We start from the raw sequence: 19,516 nt of genomic DNA, 5'->3' as shown, positions 1-19,516 counted from the left end.
AATAATCATCAAGGGCCCAGCCCAGCGCTTTCGTCTGAGTTCGGAGGCGGCTATAGCTTATTTATATCTACCTATGTTCAATTCTCGGAAAGCTCCATTTGTCGTGACATTGTCTGGCGAAGGGTGATATCGTTGGCTTTAGAGGTGGAAAATGGTTCAACGCACCAACCGAACAGAAAAGCTTGATTTACGGCTGAGCCGGGCAGCAAAGCAGACTTTGCAGGCAGCGGCGACGGCCCAACGCAAATCCGTCAGCGAATTTGTGCTTGAGACCGCGCTGAGTGAAGCCGAGGAGCGGCTTGCCGATCGTCGTGTCTTCACGCTTGGTGGCAAGAAGTGGGATGCCTATATCGCCGCTCTCGATGCGCCTCCCCGCCGGCATTCGCGCCTCGAACGTCTCTTTCGTGAACCGTCTGTCTTCGATGCGAAAAGCGAGCCGTGAAGGATTCGCTCCGTATCGAGAAGCTGGATCGCACCCACGCTGTTGAGCCATTCACCTGCAGGCAACCCGAGCTTGATCGTTTTTTGATCCGGCATGCTCTTCAGGCCCAACAATCTAACTCGTCGCAGACCTACGTTGCGTTAGCCGGCCAGGACGTCATCGGCTTCTATACTATCGTCGCCGGCGAGGCGCTTGCCGCTTGCGACGTCGTCATCGGCGAGGATGTCTCCCTCAAGCCTGCTCTCGCCCTGCCCTGGAGCATCTACCAGGAAACAGTCGATTCCTTGCAGACAGAGCGCTTCGGCCATCGACCGATAGGCCGTGGACCAGCCGCTCATACCCCCGAACACAATCACGCTTGCAGGGGTTCGCTCCGCTCCTGAACCGCTCGAAAGTGCCATCCAAACAGCGACCCCTGCCGGTATGACACCTCCACCTTCGTCGCCGGATATTTTGACAGCGCAGCAAAGCGCGCGAAGCACTGGGTCATCCGGCGATAGAGCTCCCGCTTTCGCTCGCCATCCGTATTAAAGGCCATTTGAGCAAAGATTATGCTCACGGCAGCGGCGTGCCAGCTTTCGCGGGCAAGCGCTACGTCACTGGTTGCCTCAGCAAGGCGTTGCTCCTCTTGCGCCATCTCCGCAAGCACGAGGTCCCAGGCCCTCCCCTCGCGCACCCGCTGATGTGCGAGCTGTGCCTTCTCGCGCGTCATGCCATAGTCGACCATGCGCGAGAGCGACATCGCCCGGCACAGGGCCTCGATTTCTTTGGCCTGTTCTTCAGATATGGTCATGTTCACGCTGCCAATGCCGTTGTGCGCCACGACAGTTTCTGCTGGAGATTTTCCACAAGGTCGGCGACGTCCTTCAGCCCGGCGGCAAAGCCAAACAGATTGGTGTCCGGACGGATGAGCATCGCGGCAGCGTTCTTTTCGGCCAGATAGGACGAATAGGTTCCATCGATATCGAGCAAGCGTTCGACGCCGGCGCCGGCATCGTCGGCGAGCGTCAATGCGCGGCAGCCGAGGCTCCTAAGAAAGCCCATCCGCGATGGACCAAGAATAGCCGCTGGATTGTGTTCAGCAATCAGCGCGAAACTGTAACCGACGAGGTCGTCGAGCCTTGCAACTCGATCGCCGATCCTGACCCGCCCCTGCGGCGGCACCGAGCCCACCGCCTTTCCCCGGGCGCCGCGACGGTCATCCTGAATGATGCCGGCAGAAAGGGAAGGAAATGGCGGCGGCGGCGGGACCAGGTTGAACCGGAAAGCCAGGTCACGGAAGAACGCTACCGTGCGGCTATGTGTATTGGCGATTTTCCCCAACATCACCGCCGTACGCATGATGTGCGCGACATGCGGACGGCGCTCGGGCTCGTAGCTCTCAAGGATTTCCGGTGATGCGACATTCCGGAGCACAAGATCGAGTTTCCAGGCGAAATTCGTGGCGTCCCTGATACCGGAGCAAGCGCCCTGCCCGAGATAGGGCGGCATGGTATGTGCGGCGTCACCTCCCAAGAGCACTGGCCCGCTGCGCCAGCTTCGCGCCATCCGGCATTCGAAGGTGTAGACGATCTGCCTGATGATCCGAAGGTCGTCCGGGCCGACATCGTGATACTTTTTCAAGATTCTCCACGCGCGCTCCGCCCGCTCCATCTCGACGGTGTCCTCGTCCGGCAGCAGCGCAAATTCAAACCGCTGACGATTTGTGCCGATCGGCAGGAACATGTGGCCTCGTGCCGGATCGCAATACTGCTTTGTTTCCTCGAAGCTTGGAGGAAGCGGCCGCGTGCGCTCCCCGTCGATATTGAGCCAGCGCTCGTTGAAGCCGGAATCGTCGCGTTCGATCCCGAGCGCGGACCTGACGAAGCTCTTGGCGCCATCGACTGCAAAGACGTAGCGCGCGTGCGCGGTTTCCGCGACGTCGCCTGCTTTTAGCGAGAGTTCGACGTTTCCGGCTGATATTTTCAAGCCGGTGAGCTTCACCCCTTGGCGTACCTTGACGTTCGGCAAGCTGCGCATCTTGCGGTCGATCGCCGCCTCGATATCGGGTTGATGAATCGAGATATGCGCAGGAAATCCCATCGGTAGGCTGGGGATGTCGACGACATCGACCAGCCGCTTTCCTTTTGCATTATAAAAAATGTAGGATTCGATCGGCGATGAATCCCTAAGCGCCTCCTCGATGTCGCATGCGAAGCTGAGCAGCCTCGCGGTCTCTCTATCGATATGCGTCAATCGCGGAAGACCATAATGAGACGGCCATCGTTCGACGACCAGGACGCGGTGGCCGAGCTGCCCCAGGAGCGATGCCGCGGTCAGGCCCGTCGGTCCATAGCCGATAACGGCCACATCGAAGTCGGTCTGAGCCATGAATGTCCTCCCCGTATTTTTTGCAGCTTGTGATACCGTGAGGCATGGGTACAATCGATTGTGTTTATGAGCCATATCTATTCGTGGATGCCTCATCATGCGCTTCAAAGGTCTCGACCTGAACCTCCTTGTCGCGCTCAACGCGCTGATGACCGAGCGCAGCCTCACTGCGGCGGCGCGAAGCATCCATTTGAGCCAGCCGGCGATGAGCGCGGCGGTCGCCAGATTGCGTGCCTACTTCCGCGACGATCTCTTCACGATGCGCTGCCGCGAACTGGTTCCGACGCCGCTTGCCGAAACGCTGGCTGCGCCGACCCGCGAAGCGTTGCTGCACATCCAGCTTTCCGTGACCAAGGGTGATACGTTCGACCCGGCCAAATCGAACCGCCGCTTCCGGATCATTCTGTCTGATTTCATGACTTTGGTGTTCTTTCGGACGGTGATCGCGCGTGTTGCGCGCGAGGCCCCCGGGATCACATTCGAGCTGATTCCGTTTGACGACCAACCGGACGAGCCACTTCAGCGCGGCGAGGTTGATTTCCTGATCTTTCCGGAAATGTACATGTCAGACGTGCACCCCAAGGCAAAGCTGTTTGACGAGACGCTGGTGTGCGTGGGCTGTCACACGAACAAGCAGCTTTCACGCAAGCTCACCTTCGAGCAGTACATGTCGATGGGACACGTTGCGGCGCAGTTCGGACGAACGCTCAAGCCTTCGATCGAGGCATGGCTCCTGCTCGAGCATGATCACAAGCGGCGTATCGAGGTTTCGGTGCCGAGCTTCAGCATGATCCCTCCGCTACTGCTGGGCACCGAACGGATCGCGACCATGCATTCACGGCTGGCGCGACATTTCGGGGCGACGATGCGGATGCGGATCGTTGATCTTCCACTGCCGCTTCCAGCCTTCAGCGAAGCCGTGCAATGGCCGGCGCTTCACAACAATGATCAGGCAAGCATCTGGATGCGCGAGATCATGTTACAGGAGGCGTCCCGCATCGCATGAGGCCACACGACATCGCATGCATAGCTAAACTTTGATTGGAGAGCCAAATATTTCGTCTCCAATCTTCGCGCCAATTCATCCGAAAAGGTTACCAAAACAATGTCAGCTTTCTACGATCGGCTTTGATTTGTCGCATCAAGCAACCTGGGCGACTTTCGCAATCGGCCTGAGGCTGCGATCATCGGCCGTTTGTGAAAAAGGACTAATACTTAAAGCGTGCAGTCCAAGTCCTTGGCTTGATTCTTATTGGACAACTTCGTAGGAAGCGGGAGCGCCGGCATTTTGAGACGTAGCACCAAAACGTCTGAGGACGACCGGACTTCATTAGTTATCGGCCGTTACTTCTTCATGTCCATCTGGATGAGATTGATCGAGTTTCGATAGTTGGCTGCGAATTCGCTTGACCCGTTTCTTCACTTCGAACGCGATCCGATCGAGCATTTGGTGCGACCCTACAGGCGATAATGCGATTGCATCTTTTGCCGCGTCGGCATTCGCGTTGACCAGTTCGCAAAGTTCTTCGACTCGTTTGAGGGTTCGAGCTGGGCTCAGCGATACCTGTCTTGCCAGTTGCTGCCAATCGGAGCCGTGAACGTGGATACCTTCCCTTCGACCGTTGAGGGCCTGCGCCAGCCGCTTCGTGATCTTAGGATAGACTTCGCCGCACATAAGGTCATAGAGCGGCGCGAATTTCGCCGACCCACTCGCACCTATCAGGATAGAATAGTTCTTGGCGTGAGCGTCGACGTTGCAGATCAAGATGTTGTAGATGACGGCATCCATAAGCGCCAGTCTGGCACCTGGCTGAATGAAACGAGCGGCACCGTCGAACAACGCCTTGAGACCCGGACCGCTCCTGACGGAAGGAGAGGTGAATTCGTATTTTGAGCTTGGGAAGTACCCAAGCAATTGACAGAAATCCTCTTGGTGCACGCGTACGATCTGGCCTTCCGACGTCTTGAGACGATCGTAGCGCTCGACCAGAAGGTAGAGCCTTTTTCCCGCTCGGCCGGTTGTTGCCTTGGCGGTATCCAATCCGATCATTTCCGCAAGCTTCAGGCAGAAGGCTTCATTGTGAACGTTGCCGGGCAAGCGATCGCTGTCGGGTTTGATGATATGCGTCGAAGGTGTCCCGTTGAGAGGGATGGCGAGCTTTCGGTCGATAAGGCTTAACGGAAGCTTGTCCTGCACGCCGGCTAAGGACATCGAGACCCCGTGCTCGCCGACGAGGAAGGGCTTCTGCGGAAGTTCGTTGATGATCCGCTCTAGATCAGCTTCCTTGGCGACAGGGCGGAATTCGTCTCGCTGGGGACGAGGCGCACCGATCGCAAGAGCGCCCGCCGTATCGCGACCAATGTGTTCGAGCAAGCCCAGGATATCTTGAGGAGCTACACCGATTTGTTGTCCGATTTCCGAGAGATGGCTCTCGGGAAGAAGATTGGCGAGCCAGGGGATGATCCTGTCGTGGTCGACGGGGTCCGGACCGAGCGGCATGGAGAGAGAGATCGGGAAGGCTCCGCGTCGCGTTAGCCAAGATGATTCGTAACGCATTTGGACGCGTTCGTTCGCAACGGCTATCGTCGCCACCTTCAGTCGGTCAAAGTAGATTTCGGGCATGGGGTCATTTGAACGTTGGGATGTGGGAGAGCGGATCGTCTTCGTCCGGTGGCGCGAGGGTCTGACCGACGGATGCTGGAACATCCCCCAACCGCAATCCAACCTCGGCGGCGGCGGTTAATGCCTTGCCTAGTTGACAGGAGGGTTTTCCGCTCTCCAGATCCACGATAAATCGCACGCCAACGCCGCAGCGTTCGGCGAGCTCGTCTTGAGTCAGCCCTAGAGCCTTACGCTTCTGGCGAATCAATGCACCGTACTCTTGGGATGTTGTGATTGAGGCCATCTTCCCGATCGGTAAATTTCAGAGACCAAAAGCCTAAATATTCCCGATCGGGAATAAAATCAAGTGGGTGATCCAAAAATTCCCGATCGGGAACAAAGACCCCGCGACTCCCCTAAAATATTCCCGATCGGTAACAGACATTCCATTTTTTAGAAAAGTTCCCGATCGGGAATATTAACTAACGTCCGCCGCAACACGGGAATGCCCGGAACGCCTCTTTGTCGGTCGCCGCCGGATCCGTCATCGTCAGCAAGCACCAGCAACAGCAGCAGTCGTAGCCGTTCGGTGCGGCAATCGTCGCCCTCGATCTCTCCATTCGTGGCCAGCAACCAGACCGCAAAAATTGCAACCGCTGCATGCATTCACAAGAGGGGGGCGCTGCGTACCGGTCGGATTAGGGCCGACGGGAGTAATTTGATCTGGTCGCACGAGCGCGACCGCGAAGTTGCGCCATGGCTGCCTAAGACGGTGGTCTGATGACTTCCGTTTTGCAGGCCAACACCGTCGCGCTGCGGGCTATGGATCACCTTGTAGCATGACAGGACGGCTGGCGGACGACTTCACGGGTCAGGCTGCCATTGACGCCAAAAGCACATCCGAATCGAGGTGCTTGTCGCCTACGACGAACACGTGCGTCACCAATTGCTGGTGGAGGGCGTTGGAAATCCATGCGCCGACGGCAAGGGATGGCGTCCTGCCCCAGCTCTTTCCCGCCGGGCCTCATGCGGGGGGTCGGAAAGAGCGCGGGCTTTGATCGATTAGAAGAGTACAAATGATCATCGGCGTCGGTACGGAGCCGGGGACACATCACGAGATCGCAGGTCCGCCCAGTTGCTGCGCCTATAGCCGTGATCGTGGAGCTGCCAGACATCAACCACGGCATCTGCCAGCGGCGGACACCAAGCCGGTAACGAGCACCGGGTCCCGGGTCCCCCTTCCATGTCGACGCCAAATCTCAAGTAAGCCCGGCAGCACAACGCATTAACCTGAAGGCATCTCGATGAACACCCAAATGCCAGGCTGGACCCCTTATCCGTCCTCAGCAGCTCTCCGGCGCACAACCGGACCAGAATGCTTCAATTCGAAGCCTCTGCTATGCCTTCCCGCCCGCGAAGGGCGATGAGCGAGTAGGCCACCGGCACCACGAACAGGGTGAAGAGCGTTCCGATCGATAGGCCCGTGGCGATCACAAGGCCCATGTTGTAGCGGGAAACCGCGCCGGCACCGCTTGCCGTGACAAGCGGCAGCACGCCCAGCACCATGGCCGCTGTCGTCATGAGAATGGGCCGCAGCCTGATCGTCGCCGCCTCGATGATGGCCTCCGTGCGGCTCCTGCCCTCGGCGCGCAACTCGTTCGCCACCTCCACCATCAAAATCCCGTGCTTGCTGACGAGACCCATCAGGGTGACGAGCCCGACTTGAGTGTAGATGTTGATACTTGCGCCGCCGATGCCAACGCTGATGAAGATCAGTGCGCCGGCGAGCGACATCGGTACCGATATCAGGATGATGAGGGGATCCAGGAAGCTATTGAACAGCGCGGAAAGCGAAAGATAGATGATGATCAGCGCGAACAGGAACATGGTGACGAAGCCGCCCGATTCCTGCTCGAGCTGGCGGGAGGCGCCTGCAAAGTCGGTCGAGTAGCCCGCTGGAAGGGATTTGGCGAGAGCCTTCAAGGTCGCGAGCGCATCCCCCATCGCAACGCCCGGCATCGCCACGCCGGAAATGGTCGCGGCGTTGATCTGCTGGAAATGGTTGAGCGCCTGCGGAGCGGCTTTATTCTCGAGGTGGGCGACCGTCGCCAGCGGCACCATTGTGTTGTTGCTGGTGCGGATCTGGTAGCTCAGTAGTTGCTCGGCGGTGAGGCGGTCGTTCTGCCGAACCTGCGCGATTACCTTGTAGGAGCGGCCATCCAGGCTGAAATACTCGACGTAATTGCCGCCCAGCATGGTCGCCAGCGCGCCACCAAGGTCGCTCATCTTCAGGCCGAGATCGCCGGCCTTGTCGCGGTCGAACACGACGGTGCTCTTCGGCTTGTCGATCTTGAGGTCGTCGTCGAGGAAGATGAATTGCCCGGTCTTGACCGCCTCCGCCATGAAGTTCCGAGCAACCTCGTCGAGCTCGCTGAACGAGCCCGTCGTGCCAATGACGAACTGGATCGGCAGGCCGTTGCTGCCCGGCAGTGGCGGCGGCTGGAACGCCACCGAACGCGTGCCCGCGATGCCGTTCAGCAGCTCCTGGAATTCGAACTGAAGTGTACCGGTGGACACAGTACGCTTGTCCCACGGCTTGAGCACCCAGCCGGCGATAGCCTGCGCGGGGCTGTCGATCTGGAAGACAACCCCCGTTTCAGGACGCTTTGCGACGAGGTCGTAGAGCTGTTGCTCGTAGAACTGGCGTTGCTCATGAGTGGCCGAGGGCGCCGAATTGGTCATTGTAAGGATCACACCTTGATCCTCGTCGGGCGCCAGTTCGCTCTTCGAATTCGCATAGAGCCAGGGAATGCTGCCGAGCAGCAGCAGCGCGAAGACCACCACGACGACCTTAGTGGCAAAAATGGATTCGAGGCGGCGGCGATAGGCAGCAGTCAGCCACTCCAGCGCGTGATCGATCCTGCGTACCAGGCGCGCCTCCCAATTCGTTGCATCCCGCTCGGTCCGGCGCAGCAGCCAGGCACAGTTCATGGGCGACAGGGTTAGCGCGATGACTGCCGACACAGTGACCGCCCCGGCCAACGTGAAGGCGAACTCCGTGAACAGAGCGCCCGTAAGACCTCCCTGGAAGCCCACCGGAACGTACACCGCGATCAGGACGACGGTCATTGCAATGATGGGACTGCCGAGCGCGCGGGCCGATTGGATTGCCGCCTCGACGGGCGGCGTGCCCTGATCGATCAGGCGATGGACGCTCTCGACGACGATGATGGCGTCATCGACGACGAGCCCGATCGCGAGTACCAGGGCCAGCAGCGTCAGGAGATTGATCGAGAATCCCATCAGCAGCATGAGTGTGAAGGTGCCGATCAGCGACAGAGGGATCGCGATCACCGGGATCAGCACCGACCGCCACGAGCCGAGGAAGAGGAAGACGACAAGGGTCACGATGACAACCGCCTCGACCAGGGAATGGACGACCTCATCGATCGAACTGTTCACGAACTCCGTCGAATCATAGAGAATCTCGCTGGTGATGCCGTTCGGCAGGTTCGCGCTGATGTCGGGAAGGACCCTCTTCACCCCCTTAATGACCTCGAGCAGGTTCGCGGTCGGCGCCACCTGGATGCCGAGGTAGACGGCCGTCTTGCCGTTGAACTTGGCCGAGCTGTCATAGTCGTCGTTGCCGAGCGTCACGTTCGCCACGTCCTTCAGTCGGACAATCGCGCCGTTCACATGCTTGATGACGAGGTTGCGGTACTGCTCGAGCGAATGAAGGTTGGTCGTGGCCGAGAGATCAACCTGAACGAGCCGTCCCCGCGTCGAACCGAGGCCGGCGATATAATCATTGCCGGACATCGCGGTGGAGACGTCGCTCGCCGTCAGGCCATAGGCGCCAAGCTTATCGGCGTCGAGCCAGGCACGCAGGGCAAACTTTTTGCCTCCGATCAACTCGGCGGTCTGGACGCCCGGCACGGCCTGCAGCTTGGGCTGCACGACGCGGGTCAGGTAGTCGGTGATTTGGTTGGGAGCAAGCACATCGCTCGCAAACCCGATGTACATCGCATCGATAGTCTGGCCCACCTTCAGCGTCAGCGTGGGCTGCTGGGTGCCGGCCGGAAGCTGATTGAGGACGGAATTGACCTTGGCATTGATCTCCGTCATCGCCTTGCCGGGGTCGTAGTTCAACCTCAGGTTCACCGTGATGGTACTGGTGCCGGTGGTGCTGCTGGAATTCATGTAGTCGATGCCGTTGGCCTGGGCGATCACGTTCTCCAGCGGCGTGGTAATGAAGCCGGTGATGATGTCGGAATCCGCGCCGGCATAGGTTGTTGTCACGGTAACGATCGCGTTCTGGGTACGGGGATACTGCAGGATCGACAACGAGGTCATCGACCGCAGTCCGAGGAACAGGATCAGCGCGCTGACCACAAGGGCCAGCACCGGGCGACGGATGAAGATGTCCGTGAAGCGCATCGTATCGGCTCTTACTGCTCGTGCCGCGTTCACTGGTCGACGATTGTCGGCGCCGCCTCGGTCAGCGGAATGTGGGAATTGTCGATCCTCACCGGAATGCCATTGCGAAGCTTGATCTGGCCCGCGATCACGACGGTCTCGCCGGGCTTGATGCCGTCGGTCACGGCGATGCGGTCGCCCTTCGCCGGCTTGGTTTTGACGAACATCTGCCGCGCGGCGCCCTGCCCGTCGTGCACATTGTCCACGAGATAGACCAGGTCACCATAGGCGTTGTTGACGATCGACGTGAGCGGAACGGTGACGATTTCTTCGGGCTTGCCGACCTCGATCTCTACCTTGGTGAACATGCCGGGGAGCAGCCGCGCGGGGTTGTTCGCGATAGTCGCCCGGACCTGAATGTTGCGGCTGGAGCTATCGACCTTGGCGTTGATCGCCGAGATCTGGCCCCAGAAGCGTTCGTCGGGGAAGGCATCCACGGTCGCGGTGACATCCTGGCCGATGACGATCGAGGCCAGCGCCTGCTGCGGCAGAAAGAAATCGACGTAGATCGGATCGAGGCTCTGCAAGGTTACGATGGTCGTCCCGGCGCTTAAAAACTGGCCGATATCGACGGCTCGAATCCCGAGCCGCCCGGCAAATGGCGCCTTGAGCGTCTTTTGCTCGACGATGGCCTTCTGCTGGTCGACCAGGGCTCTGGCATTCTTCAGATTGGCCTTGTCACTGTCGAGCGTGGCCTGACTGACGGCGTTGAACTTGATCTGCTCCTCGTCGCGCTTGACCACAATCGCGTAGTTCTCGGCGGTCGCCTGCAGCGATTGCAATTTGGCGACGTCGTCGGTCGCGACGAGCTGCAGCAGCGGCTGGCCTTCCGCCACCTCGTTTCCGGAACTGAACTGGATACTTTGCACGATTCCGGAAGTCTGCAGCGCGAGATCGGCACCGTTAACGGCGCGGAGCGAGCCGACAGAGGAAAGGGTGGATCGCCATGGCTTGGTCGTAGCAACCACCGTGGAGACGGTCTGCAGCGGGTTCGTCATGGCCCCGATGGCCTTGCGGATCATCATGTCCTTGAAGATCTGGAATCCGTAGAGGCCGCCGAACAGGACGGCCATCACGGCCAGCATGATCATCATGCGCTTGGTCATCGCACTGCTTCCTGGGTTGAGCGGGTGGGACCGGCGAAATAACCGGGATTAGCGCGAGGCAAGGCATAGGCGGCCTGGTCGGCCCTGTTCCACCAACCGCCGCCAAGCGACTGGAACAAGGCCGCGGTATCGGCGAAGCGCGCCGCTTGCGCCTTGATGCGCGATATCCGCGCGTTGAGATAGGATTGCTGGGCCGTGATGATGTTGGCGTAGGGGACTGCGCCGGTCTTGAATTGCTCGATCGACATCGCAAGGCTGTCGGATGCCGCCCTCTCGGCTTCCGCCTGCGCCTTTAGCGTCGCGGCGTCGTACTGGATCGCGCGCAGCGAATCCGCAACGTTCTGGAACGCAGTGATCACAGTGCTCTTATAGGCGGCCGTATCCTGTTCGAAGACCGCCACGTTGGCTTCCTTGGTGTGATAGAGGGCGCCACCGTCGATCACCTTCTGCGTGATGGTGGAGGTCGCATCCCAGACGATCGTCCCGGGCGAAAACAGCTTGCCCGTTCCGCTTGCACCGTAGCTGCCGGACAGCGTGATCTGCGGCAAAAGGTTCGCGACACCGACACCGACGGTCGCGGTCGCCTGATGCAGCGTCGCCTCAGCCTGACGGATGTCCGGACGCTGGCGGACGAGCTCCGAAGGCAAGGATATTGGAAGCCGTCCAGGCAAACGCAGTTCGGCAAGCATGACATGCTCGCCGCGATCTTCGCTCGGCAGCCGCCCAAGATAGGCCATCAACTGATTGCGCTGCTGCGCGAGCTGCTTCTGCAGCGGGGGCAGCGTCGCCTTGGCCTGCGCAAGCGTCGATTCCTGGGACAGCACATCGGACTTAGAGACCGCGCCGATCTCGAACTGATGCTGGATACGCGCCAGCTGATCCGTCTCTGCCTTGACGATCTCTTCAGTCGCTAAGATCTGGTCCCGCAGCGAGGCGTCGGTGATCGCTGCTGTGATCACGTTTGAGGTTAGCGCCAGGTAGGTCGCCTCCAGCTTGAACGCCTCGTAGTCGGCCTGCGCCTCGAGCGCCTCGACCTGCCGGCGTGTGCCACCCCAGATATCGAGCGCATAGGAGACGCCGACCGACGTGTTGAAGAGCTTGTAGAGCGCCCCCTGCTCGCGTGCTGCCGACCCGGTCCCAGTTACTTGCGGAAACAAGGCCCCCTGTTCGGCAAGCACAGTCTCCCGGGCGGCGCGGAGGGCAAATTCGGCAGACTGAATATCGGGATGGTTCCGAACAGCCTCTTCAACGAATGCCGTGAGCTTGCGCGAACGAAAGAGTGTCCACCAGAGGCCTGAGATGTCCTCCCCTGGCGAGAAGGACTGCGAATTGCCGCCGAGCGTTTTGGTGCTGTCCGTCGCGGCCACGTGAGGCTCCCGCGTGTAGCGCTCGACAGCCGGGGCTTCGGGCGCAACGAAGTTCGATCCGACCGCGCAAGAGGCGAGCAATAAGGCAGGCGCGACGACGCCCGCCAAATAGCGCAAGCATCCGAGCCGAAATGTGACGGGATGCCTGGCAATCACACTCCTTTCGCCGCGCCGTGCTGCCACCAAAGGTACGTGATTAGCGAAAAACGACATTCTCTCCTGACCAACAATAGAACCGTACGGTTCGGTACCGATATTGCGCTAACCTGTCAACTAACCGTACCGCGAGGTACTATTCTTTGATCGCCGCATCATTCCTCCCACAAGTCCAAATCCGGCTTTGCTCGCAGTGTCACATCCGGCGCCTTGACTGCCGGGCGGCGTCAGCCCCCGCAAACCACAAAGATTGGGAATCAAAAGCAAGACTGGCGCCAAGCCGCCGATTCGCGAACGCTAGCGTTCGGGCCCCGCCGTTTGGTGCGTGCGGGCGTGCGGGCGTATGGCCTCGCGAGAGCCAAGGGTGCGACAGAATAGAAGTGGACGGTGAAAGACCGAACCCGGGGCGAATTCCCGCAAGAGCCGGACGGCGTAGATTGCTATTGACCGGGCTCACTGGCGCGGGAGGCCGCGAGGAAGAACGAAACCCTCTCCGCCACATGGCCACGAATCTGCGCCCTAAGCCGTTTGGGATCTTCGCCGAACACCGCCCGCATCACGAGCGGTGCGACGACGAGATCCAGGAAGAACTGGGCCGTCTTGGTCAGGCGTTGCGGAGCGAAGGCGGCGCACGCCTTGCCATGCTTCGAGCCAGTCACGTCCTCCAAGACGCCAGCCGTGTGATGAATGCCGCGTTCGCGCATCATTCGCTCTACCTTGGCCAGATCAGGGAAACGGCGCGCTTCGGTCGCCGCAAGACGAAGGAAATCGACACTATCTGCGGCCAGGACATGCTTGAGTATCTCGCTCCCGAGAACCATCAATCGCTCCTCGGGCGTGTCGCCCGATGGCACCGCGCTTTCGTATCCTTCCCGCACCTTCTGCGCGTTGCGCATCGCGATTGCAGCGAACAGCGCCTCTTTTGTTGAAAAACGTGCATAGATCGTTCCCTTGCTGGCACGAGCAAGGCGCGCAATCTCCCCGACGCTGACCCCGGCCAGTCCACGTGCCAGGAACAGCTCACGTGCGGCATTGAGGATGCGCTCGTCCACCTCGGCAGCCAACTCCTTCGGAGGGCGACCAGCGCGGACCGCCTTCTGCGGAGTCTTGCCCTTCTGTCCCATCTGCATTCATTCGCCTCAGCAGTTCGAAAAAGGGCCTCCTGGAAAATATTACGTTGCCCATAATGCGATTTAGCGTGCGCCATGACAGAAGTAAATAGAACTAGTCGGTACACATATTTTGGACGCCCCTGCGCATCTCCCCTCAACAGTCGAAAGCAATCAGCTTATCCAGCGATTCCCTTGCTGGAAAAGACTGTCTGTGGTGGATCGGTGCAAATCGGCTAAGTGCGGCATTTCGACGGCAACACCGCCTCGCCGTCAATCGGAGCGGCCGGCGCTCGACGCGCCTAGTGTTCCTCAAACGTCGCATCAACGATTTGATAGAACGCCATTGGGCTGTTGGCGATTTCCCAGACCGCCAAAATAACGTGATAGCCGGTGCGCTTTGGCAGGTAGCACGTATGCACAGTGGGCCCCTTGGGCATCAGGTTGGCGTTCGGATCCCAAAACGGCTGGCCGTGATTCTGGATTGTGCAGAATGGCTTCACTTCGAATTGGCTACGAGCGAGTGGAGAGGACGAATCCCAGCCCACCCGTGTGATGAAGTAATTCCAACGCCGTGTCAGGTGAGCCGCGCTGTATTCCCACCTGAACTTCTGTTTTGCGCCGGGGCGTAACCGAACTTTTTCCCAGCGCGTCGGGGTCTGCTCATCGAGCAAAGGCACATCGCCGCGTACGCTGCTGCCTGCGATAACGCCGTCCCTTGGCGGCGCCGCGTTCTGCACATCAGTCGGCGCGATCGGGTCTAGCAGTCCTCCCTCCAAGGCGGGGAAGAACTTGCCATTCTCCATCACGTTTGCCCTCCACAAATTAATTGGACAGTCCTTATTTCTGTGTTCGGCGCAGAGCACGACGCGCGAGGCTGGCTCGATGAGGCGCCCCTGCGCGTGCACGCTTGCAACAGCGAACAACGACACCGCGGCGCATAAGAGCACTCCGGACCAGTGTCGAAATATATACCTCATGGTTATCCTCGAGAATTGTCGGATTGGCCGTTGAAGGAAGGCTGAAACCTGTGTTGCTATCCGCCGTCAGGCAACCTGCCGCGCAGCTGGTTGCGGAATAGCACCTCGCCGAGGCGGCGCGCGTAGCTCCTGCAGCTTCACGTACCTCAAATCGCGGCGGCGTCTGGTGGGCCGCGCCTAGCTCTCCTGGCATCCAAAGTGGCCCGCGATGTCGGGGTATTATGCAATTGGCGTGCCGTGAGAGAAGTGCTTTGCGCCTTCGAAAGAAGGGACAAACCGATACGCTTCGTACGAGGCCGAGCGCCCAGTGTCGGGCTGCTGCCAACATGTCGCGAAGCCGACGTCGAGCAGGAAAACACGTATTCATTCGCTCGCGAGGCTTGGCTCAGTTTCTGCATGACGGCCGGCAATCTTATTGGATGCCCTCCCGAAGACGTGTTGCTTGGTAGCGGCCTCGAAGAAACCGGAAGTCTCATGCGCAAGGTGTCTATTGCTATCGTTCTAGCGCTCGTCTCATCTCATGCTATTGCGAACGACGATTTAATGACGGCGGCGAGACGAATTTTCAAACCGATCCCCTCGGCGATCCCCGCAGTTAAGGACAATCCTGTCACAGTCGCGAAAGCAGCGCTCGGCAAGATGCTATTTTTCGACCCTCGCCTCTCAGCGAGCGGGATCATTAGCTGCAATACCTGCCACAATCTTGGCACCGGTGGGGTCGATGCCGGCCCAACCTCGGTCGGTCACGCCTGGCAAAAGGGAGTGCGTCGGGCGCCAACCGTGTACAATGCCGTGTTTAATGTCGCTCAATTCTGGGACGGACGCGCGCCGGATCTCAAGGCACAAGCCAAAGGGCCCGTTCAGGCAAGCGTCGAAATGAATGCGACGGCGGATCACGTGATGAACACGTTGAACTCGATGAAAGACTATGTCGATCTGTTCAGACTGGCGTTCCCGGATGATACACCGCCGGTTACTTTCGACAATTTCGCCAAAGCGCTGGAGGCCTTTGAAGCGACCCTCACGACACCGGCGGCTCCGTTCGATCGGTACTTAAATGGCGATGCCAAGGCTCTGGATGATCAGCAAAAGAAGGGTTTGAAGCTGTTCATGGACAAAGGATGCGCCTCCTGTCATAACGGAATCAATATTGGGGGACAGGATTTTTTCCCATTTGGTGTGATCGAAAAGCCCGATAACAAACTGCTTCCCGCCGCCGACAAGGGACGGTTTGCAGTCACTAGGGCGCCCAGTGACGAATACGTATTTCGTGCCGCCCCCTTGCGCAACGTTGCCTTGCGGGCGCCCTACTTCCATTCGGGCGAGGTTTGGAGCCTCAAGGACGCCGTAGAAGTCATGAGCGAAGTCCAGCTCGGTGCCAAGCTTAGCGAGAAGGAGCAGAACGATATTGTCGCGTTTCTTAATTCACTGAGCGGGCGTCTGCCCAAGATCGAGTATCCGATATTGCCAACGCGCACAAAGGAAACGCCTCCACCCTCTTTAAGCAAATAGTGTCGTTCTTATCTGTACACTATGGTCAGGTCGCCCTCTCTACGGTTTGCTTGCGGCGCAGCTGCCGGCTCTAGCAGCGACCATGAGCCCTGAACGCCGCCCAACCTGTCGAAGTGGTCTCTCAGCATCGCGACGGTTCCTACCGCGGCCGGCGGACGCGCTGGATCAAAGGTGAGGAAAAAGAGGCATCGCCGATGGATCGCGAGCTGTAACGGAGATCAGATGACGACGGTCATTAAAAATCTGCTGGTCCGAAAGCAGAAGCTTATTGAGCAACTTGATTCCACCCAAGACGAAGAGCAGCGCGAGAACATTGAGCGTCAGCTCGAGCAGATAGGTACTGCGCTTGATCTTCTCGATCGGCCTCAGCAAACGAACGAATGAGAAACCGAGGCGAAAATCCCCACCACGATCTTGAATGTGTGCTCCTGGCTTTTTAGCAATGTTGGCCCCGGATCGTGGCCGCCTTTCCTTAGCGCTTCGTAATCAATTTTCTCGGTATTACCCAGCGGCCGCCGCCCGGTACTTCTTCAGTCTCTGGTCTGCAGTGAGGCGCTGCAGATCCTGAGCCTCTCTGACGGGCATGATCCCGATTCCGGGCTGCGTCAGGGATTGGGTCGGAACACGCCATACCGACATGCGCCGCGATATGCAAAGCATGATGTGCACGGGCAGGAGAGCTTGAAACGCGATCCTCGCGCTACCGGTTTTTACATCCTCCCAGACCGCTGCGGCGATCTGTCCAAGAGCCTTTGGCATGAGAGGATCGGACTGTCGCTTTACGTTGACCGTGCGGCCCCAGGCATCGGCCGAAGCGATACCGATTCGAGCGGCGCGGATCGCCTTATGTCCCGGAAGGAAAACGACTGGCGGGATCCGCAACTGCGCTGCCGACCACGTAGAATTGCTGAGCGAAGAACTTCGGTTTGCCAATTTTTAGAGGAACCCGATTGTGGGGTTGGAGACAACATGTCTGCAAGTTGACAATACGTACGACCAAACGACCCGCGCAGAATATTCTAGGCCGGCACGCCGCTTGCTTTGTTTACGACGTCATCGCTTGTAAGGGCAGCAGGGATGGGTAGGCAACATTAGGAAAAGGCGCGCGGAGATTAGCTGTGTCGCAAACTGACGTAGAGAGATTCGTCGACGATCTAGGGCAAAACGGTCGTCTGCTTGAAAACCTCAAACCGTGCGCCACGGGACTTGCACCGATTGTGGCGATGGGAAACCGCCTCGGCTACAACATCACGCTTGATGAGGTGAAAAGTTGCATCCCATTGCCTAACCGAGGGGAGTTCACAACTGAGAAGGTCGACGCGATTGCAGGCCGAAAGCAAGGTTCGAGCGTTGCGACGTCGACGAGCCTTGTACAGAGCACTGCGTTGGCTAGCTCCACGGTCGTACCGATGAACACCGTGCAAGTCCCGGAAATGGCCCCGAGCTTCGCCGCGGTCGTTCTTGTCGTTGTCGTTGTTATTGTGGTCGTAGAGTGACGTAAGTTTTAGCTCTCGCCGCGTTGGTTCGGTTGAAGCCAAGTGCGCAGAGAGATGAAAGCAAACTTCGTCAGGGGGGATCATGCCGTCAGTCCTCCAAAATGCAGCGACGGCTCACCGGTACCGTCAGGGCGAACACTGCCGACAGTTTTTCGACCGCCGCACCCCCGAGCAATGGCGCACGTTGTCACACATCAAGCGCTTCATGGAGCGGCTTGCCGGCGATATGGAGTTCCGCAGGGCGCTTTCGGAGAGCGTCGATGCGCCTCGAGCGGTAACAGAACGCTACGGCATCGAAGTTGACCCGATGGAAATACTGCCGCTCTGGCGCGCTGACCACCTTAAATACCGCTTCAAGTCGGATTCTGCCCCGTGGCCGCTGGCTAAGATGTGGGACGAGTATACCCGCGAGATGTTGCACCATCGGGACTTCCTGCGCAACAGAGGCGAGATGTCGACAATCAACCCGCGCTTTCATGCCTGGCGCGAACGCCAAATCCGGCGCTGCGACGACGAATTGGGCAGATCGGCCCCGTCGTTTACGCACCCCATTATCGCTTTTGAGCTGAGCGAAGGCTGCAGCGTCGGCTGCTGGTTCTGTGGCCTGTCGGCAGATCGCTTCAAGGGCTATTACGAATACAGCAAAGAACATGCACAGGTTTGGCGTCGCGTGGTTGGTATTGCGACCGAGATGTTTGGTTCGGCAGCCCGTACTGGCTTCTGCTATTGGGCAACTGATCCTATGGACAACCCACACTACGACCGCTTTCTGTTCGACTACTATCAGATCACGGGCGCTCTACCGCAAACAACGACGGCCGCGCCGCTCAAGGATGAGGCACTCACGAGGCGCGTGCTCGAGCTTTTCAACCGGTATGGCACTACGACGAATCGTTTTTCCGTGTTGTGCACAAGACATCTCAATCAGATACACACGGCGTTTTCGGCTGAGGAGCTGATGGGGGTCGAACTTATCCTGCAAGGCAAGGAGGCGCCGATCGCAAAGGCTCTCACCGGGCGGGCGCGCGAGCGAAAGGAGAAGCTCAGGGTTGGCAACAAAGATGATGCAATCGCCTTGCTGGAGCGCGACCAGACGACGATCGCCTGTGTTTCCGGCTTCCTGGTAAATATGCCCCAGGGACGTTTACGACTGGTGACGCCGGTGCCGGGTAGCGAACGCTGGCCTCTCGGCTACCGTATCGTGGGTGAACGCTTCTTCAGGACGCCTGACGAGTTCCGGGAGGGACTGCAGAGAATGATCGACCAGCATATGTCCGAGAGCCCCGCCCCCGACCTGCCGATCCGCTTCCGCAGCGACCTGCAATACAAAGCGGGAGACCGCTCCTTCCATCTACGCTCACGCAACATGGAACACCAGGTGCTCGACGATGTCGCTCCAACTTCCGTTGGTCATCAAATCGCGTACGGCAATTGCACAGCCTCGGAGCTGGTGATGCGGGTCACGACCGACGGAACGAGCGTCCTTGCAGTTGCCGACCTGCTTGATCAGTTATACGCAGCCGGGGTGATCGAAGAGGACCTTGATGACCGCTTGGCGTGGCAGACCAGCGACGACGTAACGAGCCGCATCGAAGGGACCAAACACGCGGGCCTCTCGCACGGGCGTGGATCGTTTCGCTTCCTATTGAGGACCACATCGCCCTGAACGAGCTGCACCATCTTGCCATCTCGCAAGTCGCGGAGCGCGGCTGAAAAACCAGCGCAAGGCGATCAAGCGCAAGGCCGAGGATGTCCAACGCGGGGTTGATGATCGTGGCCTGGCGCTTCTTCATCCAAAACAACGAACTGGCTGCCTGCCGGGCCTGCGGCGCGGCGATCAAAGTGAGAGTGCAGCGTCAATCAAGATGAGAATGCCGCCGCTGGACGGGAACGTAGGGAG

16 protein-coding genes are annotated in these 19,516 nt (G+C 59.1%); 7 read left to right on the top strand and 9 right to left on the bottom strand.

Translation table 11 applies throughout. The annotated features are described in order from the left end of the window. Nucleotides 1–151 precede the first annotated feature (151 nt). Nucleotides 152–442 carry a type II toxin-antitoxin system TacA family antitoxin gene (locus SO180_RS20920; RefSeq protein WP_449380727.1) on the top strand — a complete coding sequence of 97 codons (291 nt, stop codon included), beginning with the start codon at nucleotides 152–154 and terminating at the stop codon, nucleotides 440–442. After that, the gene (locus tag SO180_RS20915) at nucleotides 439–825 is read left to right on the top strand and encodes a hypothetical protein (protein ID WP_449380726.1); all 387 of its coding nucleotides are present in this window, start codon (nucleotides 439–441) and stop codon (nucleotides 823–825) included. Before SO180_RS20920 ends, SO180_RS20915 begins: the two co-directional genes overlap by 4 nt. Here SO180_RS20915 and SO180_RS20910 read toward each other — a convergent pair. Both SO180_RS20910 and mhpA read right to left on the bottom strand, forming a co-directional pair. Further along, nucleotides 795–1,265 carry a hypothetical protein gene (locus SO180_RS20910; protein ID WP_449380725.1) on the bottom strand — a complete coding sequence of 157 codons (471 nt, stop codon included), beginning with the start codon at nucleotides 1,263–1,265 and terminating at the stop codon, nucleotides 795–797. The genes SO180_RS20915 and SO180_RS20910 overlap by 31 nt on opposite strands. Continuing rightward, nucleotides 1,238–2,911, bottom strand: a complete 1,674-nt coding sequence (gene mhpA, locus SO180_RS20905) for a bifunctional 3-(3-hydroxy-phenyl)propionate/3-hydroxycinnamic acid hydroxylase MhpA (RefSeq protein ID WP_449380769.1) — start codon at nucleotides 2,909–2,911, stop codon at nucleotides 1,238–1,240. The genes SO180_RS20910 and mhpA overlap by 28 nt, the downstream gene beginning before the upstream one ends. Between mhpA and SO180_RS20900 the strand changes: the two genes are divergently transcribed. Then, the gene (locus tag SO180_RS20900; RefSeq protein WP_449380724.1) at nucleotides 2,910–3,818 is read left to right on the top strand and encodes a LysR family transcriptional regulator; all 909 of its coding nucleotides are present in this window, start codon (nucleotides 2,910–2,912) and stop codon (nucleotides 3,816–3,818) included. The genes mhpA and SO180_RS20900 overlap by 2 nt on opposite strands. A 324-nt stretch (nucleotides 3,819–4,142) precedes the next feature. On the opposite strand, the gene SO180_RS20895 is transcribed toward SO180_RS20900, so the two are convergent. The 7 genes from SO180_RS20895 to SO180_RS20865 all read right to left on the bottom strand — a co-directional run bounded on the left by SO180_RS20895 (nucleotide 4,143) and on the right by SO180_RS20865 (nucleotide 14,608). Further along, a complete protein-coding gene (locus SO180_RS20895; protein ID WP_449380723.1) occupies nucleotides 4,143–5,435 on the bottom strand; it encodes a type II toxin-antitoxin system HipA family toxin in 1,293 nt (430 codons plus the stop codon). 4 nt (nucleotides 5,436–5,439) lie between these two features. Then, nucleotides 5,440–5,718: a helix-turn-helix domain-containing protein gene (locus tag SO180_RS20890; protein ID WP_449380722.1), complete on the bottom strand. Its 279-nt coding sequence runs from the start codon at nucleotides 5,716–5,718 to the stop codon at nucleotides 5,440–5,442. A 1,076-nt stretch (nucleotides 5,719–6,794) separates the two neighbouring features. After that, nucleotides 6,795–9,851 (bottom strand): efflux RND transporter permease subunit, encoded by a 3,057-nt coding sequence (locus SO180_RS20885; protein WP_449380721.1) that lies wholly within the window; start codon nucleotides 9,849–9,851, stop codon nucleotides 6,795–6,797. Between the two features lie 29 nt (nucleotides 9,852–9,880). Then, entirely contained in the window at nucleotides 9,881–10,996 is a 1,116-nt protein-coding gene (locus SO180_RS20880; protein ID WP_449380720.1) for an efflux RND transporter periplasmic adaptor subunit, read from the bottom strand. After that, nucleotides 10,993–12,480, bottom strand: coding sequence for an efflux transporter outer membrane subunit (locus SO180_RS20875; RefSeq protein ID WP_449380719.1), 1,488 nt, complete (start codon nucleotides 12,478–12,480; stop codon nucleotides 10,993–10,995). The genes SO180_RS20880 and SO180_RS20875 overlap by 4 nt, the downstream gene beginning before the upstream one ends. A 479-nt stretch (nucleotides 12,481–12,959) precedes the next feature. Continuing rightward, the gene (locus SO180_RS20870; protein WP_449380718.1) at nucleotides 12,960–13,571 is read right to left on the bottom strand and encodes a TetR/AcrR family transcriptional regulator; all 612 of its coding nucleotides are present in this window, start codon (nucleotides 13,569–13,571) and stop codon (nucleotides 12,960–12,962) included. Nucleotides 13,572–13,930: 359 nt separating this feature from the next. Beyond that, nucleotides 13,931–14,608 carry a lytic polysaccharide monooxygenase gene (locus SO180_RS20865; RefSeq protein ID WP_449380717.1) on the bottom strand — a complete coding sequence of 226 codons (678 nt, stop codon included), beginning with the start codon at nucleotides 14,606–14,608 and terminating at the stop codon, nucleotides 13,931–13,933. A gap of 474 nt (nucleotides 14,609–15,082) precedes the next feature. Between SO180_RS20865 and SO180_RS20860 the strand changes: the two genes are divergently transcribed. From SO180_RS20860 to SO180_RS20845, 4 genes are all read left to right on the top strand, one after another. After that, complete coding sequence (locus SO180_RS20860; protein ID WP_449380768.1) at nucleotides 15,083–16,120, top strand: cytochrome-c peroxidase; 1,038 nt, start codon at nucleotides 15,083–15,085, stop codon at nucleotides 16,118–16,120. A gap of 222 nt (nucleotides 16,121–16,342) precedes the next feature. Next, nucleotides 16,343–16,504 (top strand): hypothetical protein, encoded by a 162-nt coding sequence (locus tag SO180_RS20855; protein ID WP_449380716.1) that lies wholly within the window; start codon nucleotides 16,343–16,345, stop codon nucleotides 16,502–16,504. 734 nt (nucleotides 16,505–17,238) lie between these two features. Continuing rightward, nucleotides 17,239–17,616, top strand: coding sequence for a Nif11-like leader peptide family natural product precursor (locus SO180_RS20850; protein WP_449380715.1), 378 nt, complete (start codon nucleotides 17,239–17,241; stop codon nucleotides 17,614–17,616). A gap of 82 nt (nucleotides 17,617–17,698) precedes the next feature. Next, nucleotides 17,699–19,282: a radical SAM family RiPP maturation amino acid epimerase gene (locus tag SO180_RS20845; RefSeq protein ID WP_449380714.1), complete on the top strand. Its 1,584-nt coding sequence runs from the start codon at nucleotides 17,699–17,701 to the stop codon at nucleotides 19,280–19,282. Nucleotides 19,283–19,516: the final 234 nt, after the last annotated feature.

This window comes from Bradyrhizobium sp. UFLA05-112 (assembly GCF_053572325.1).
Note: the sequence above shows the minus strand (reverse complement) of the source record. Positions and strands in the feature narration are given on the sequence as shown.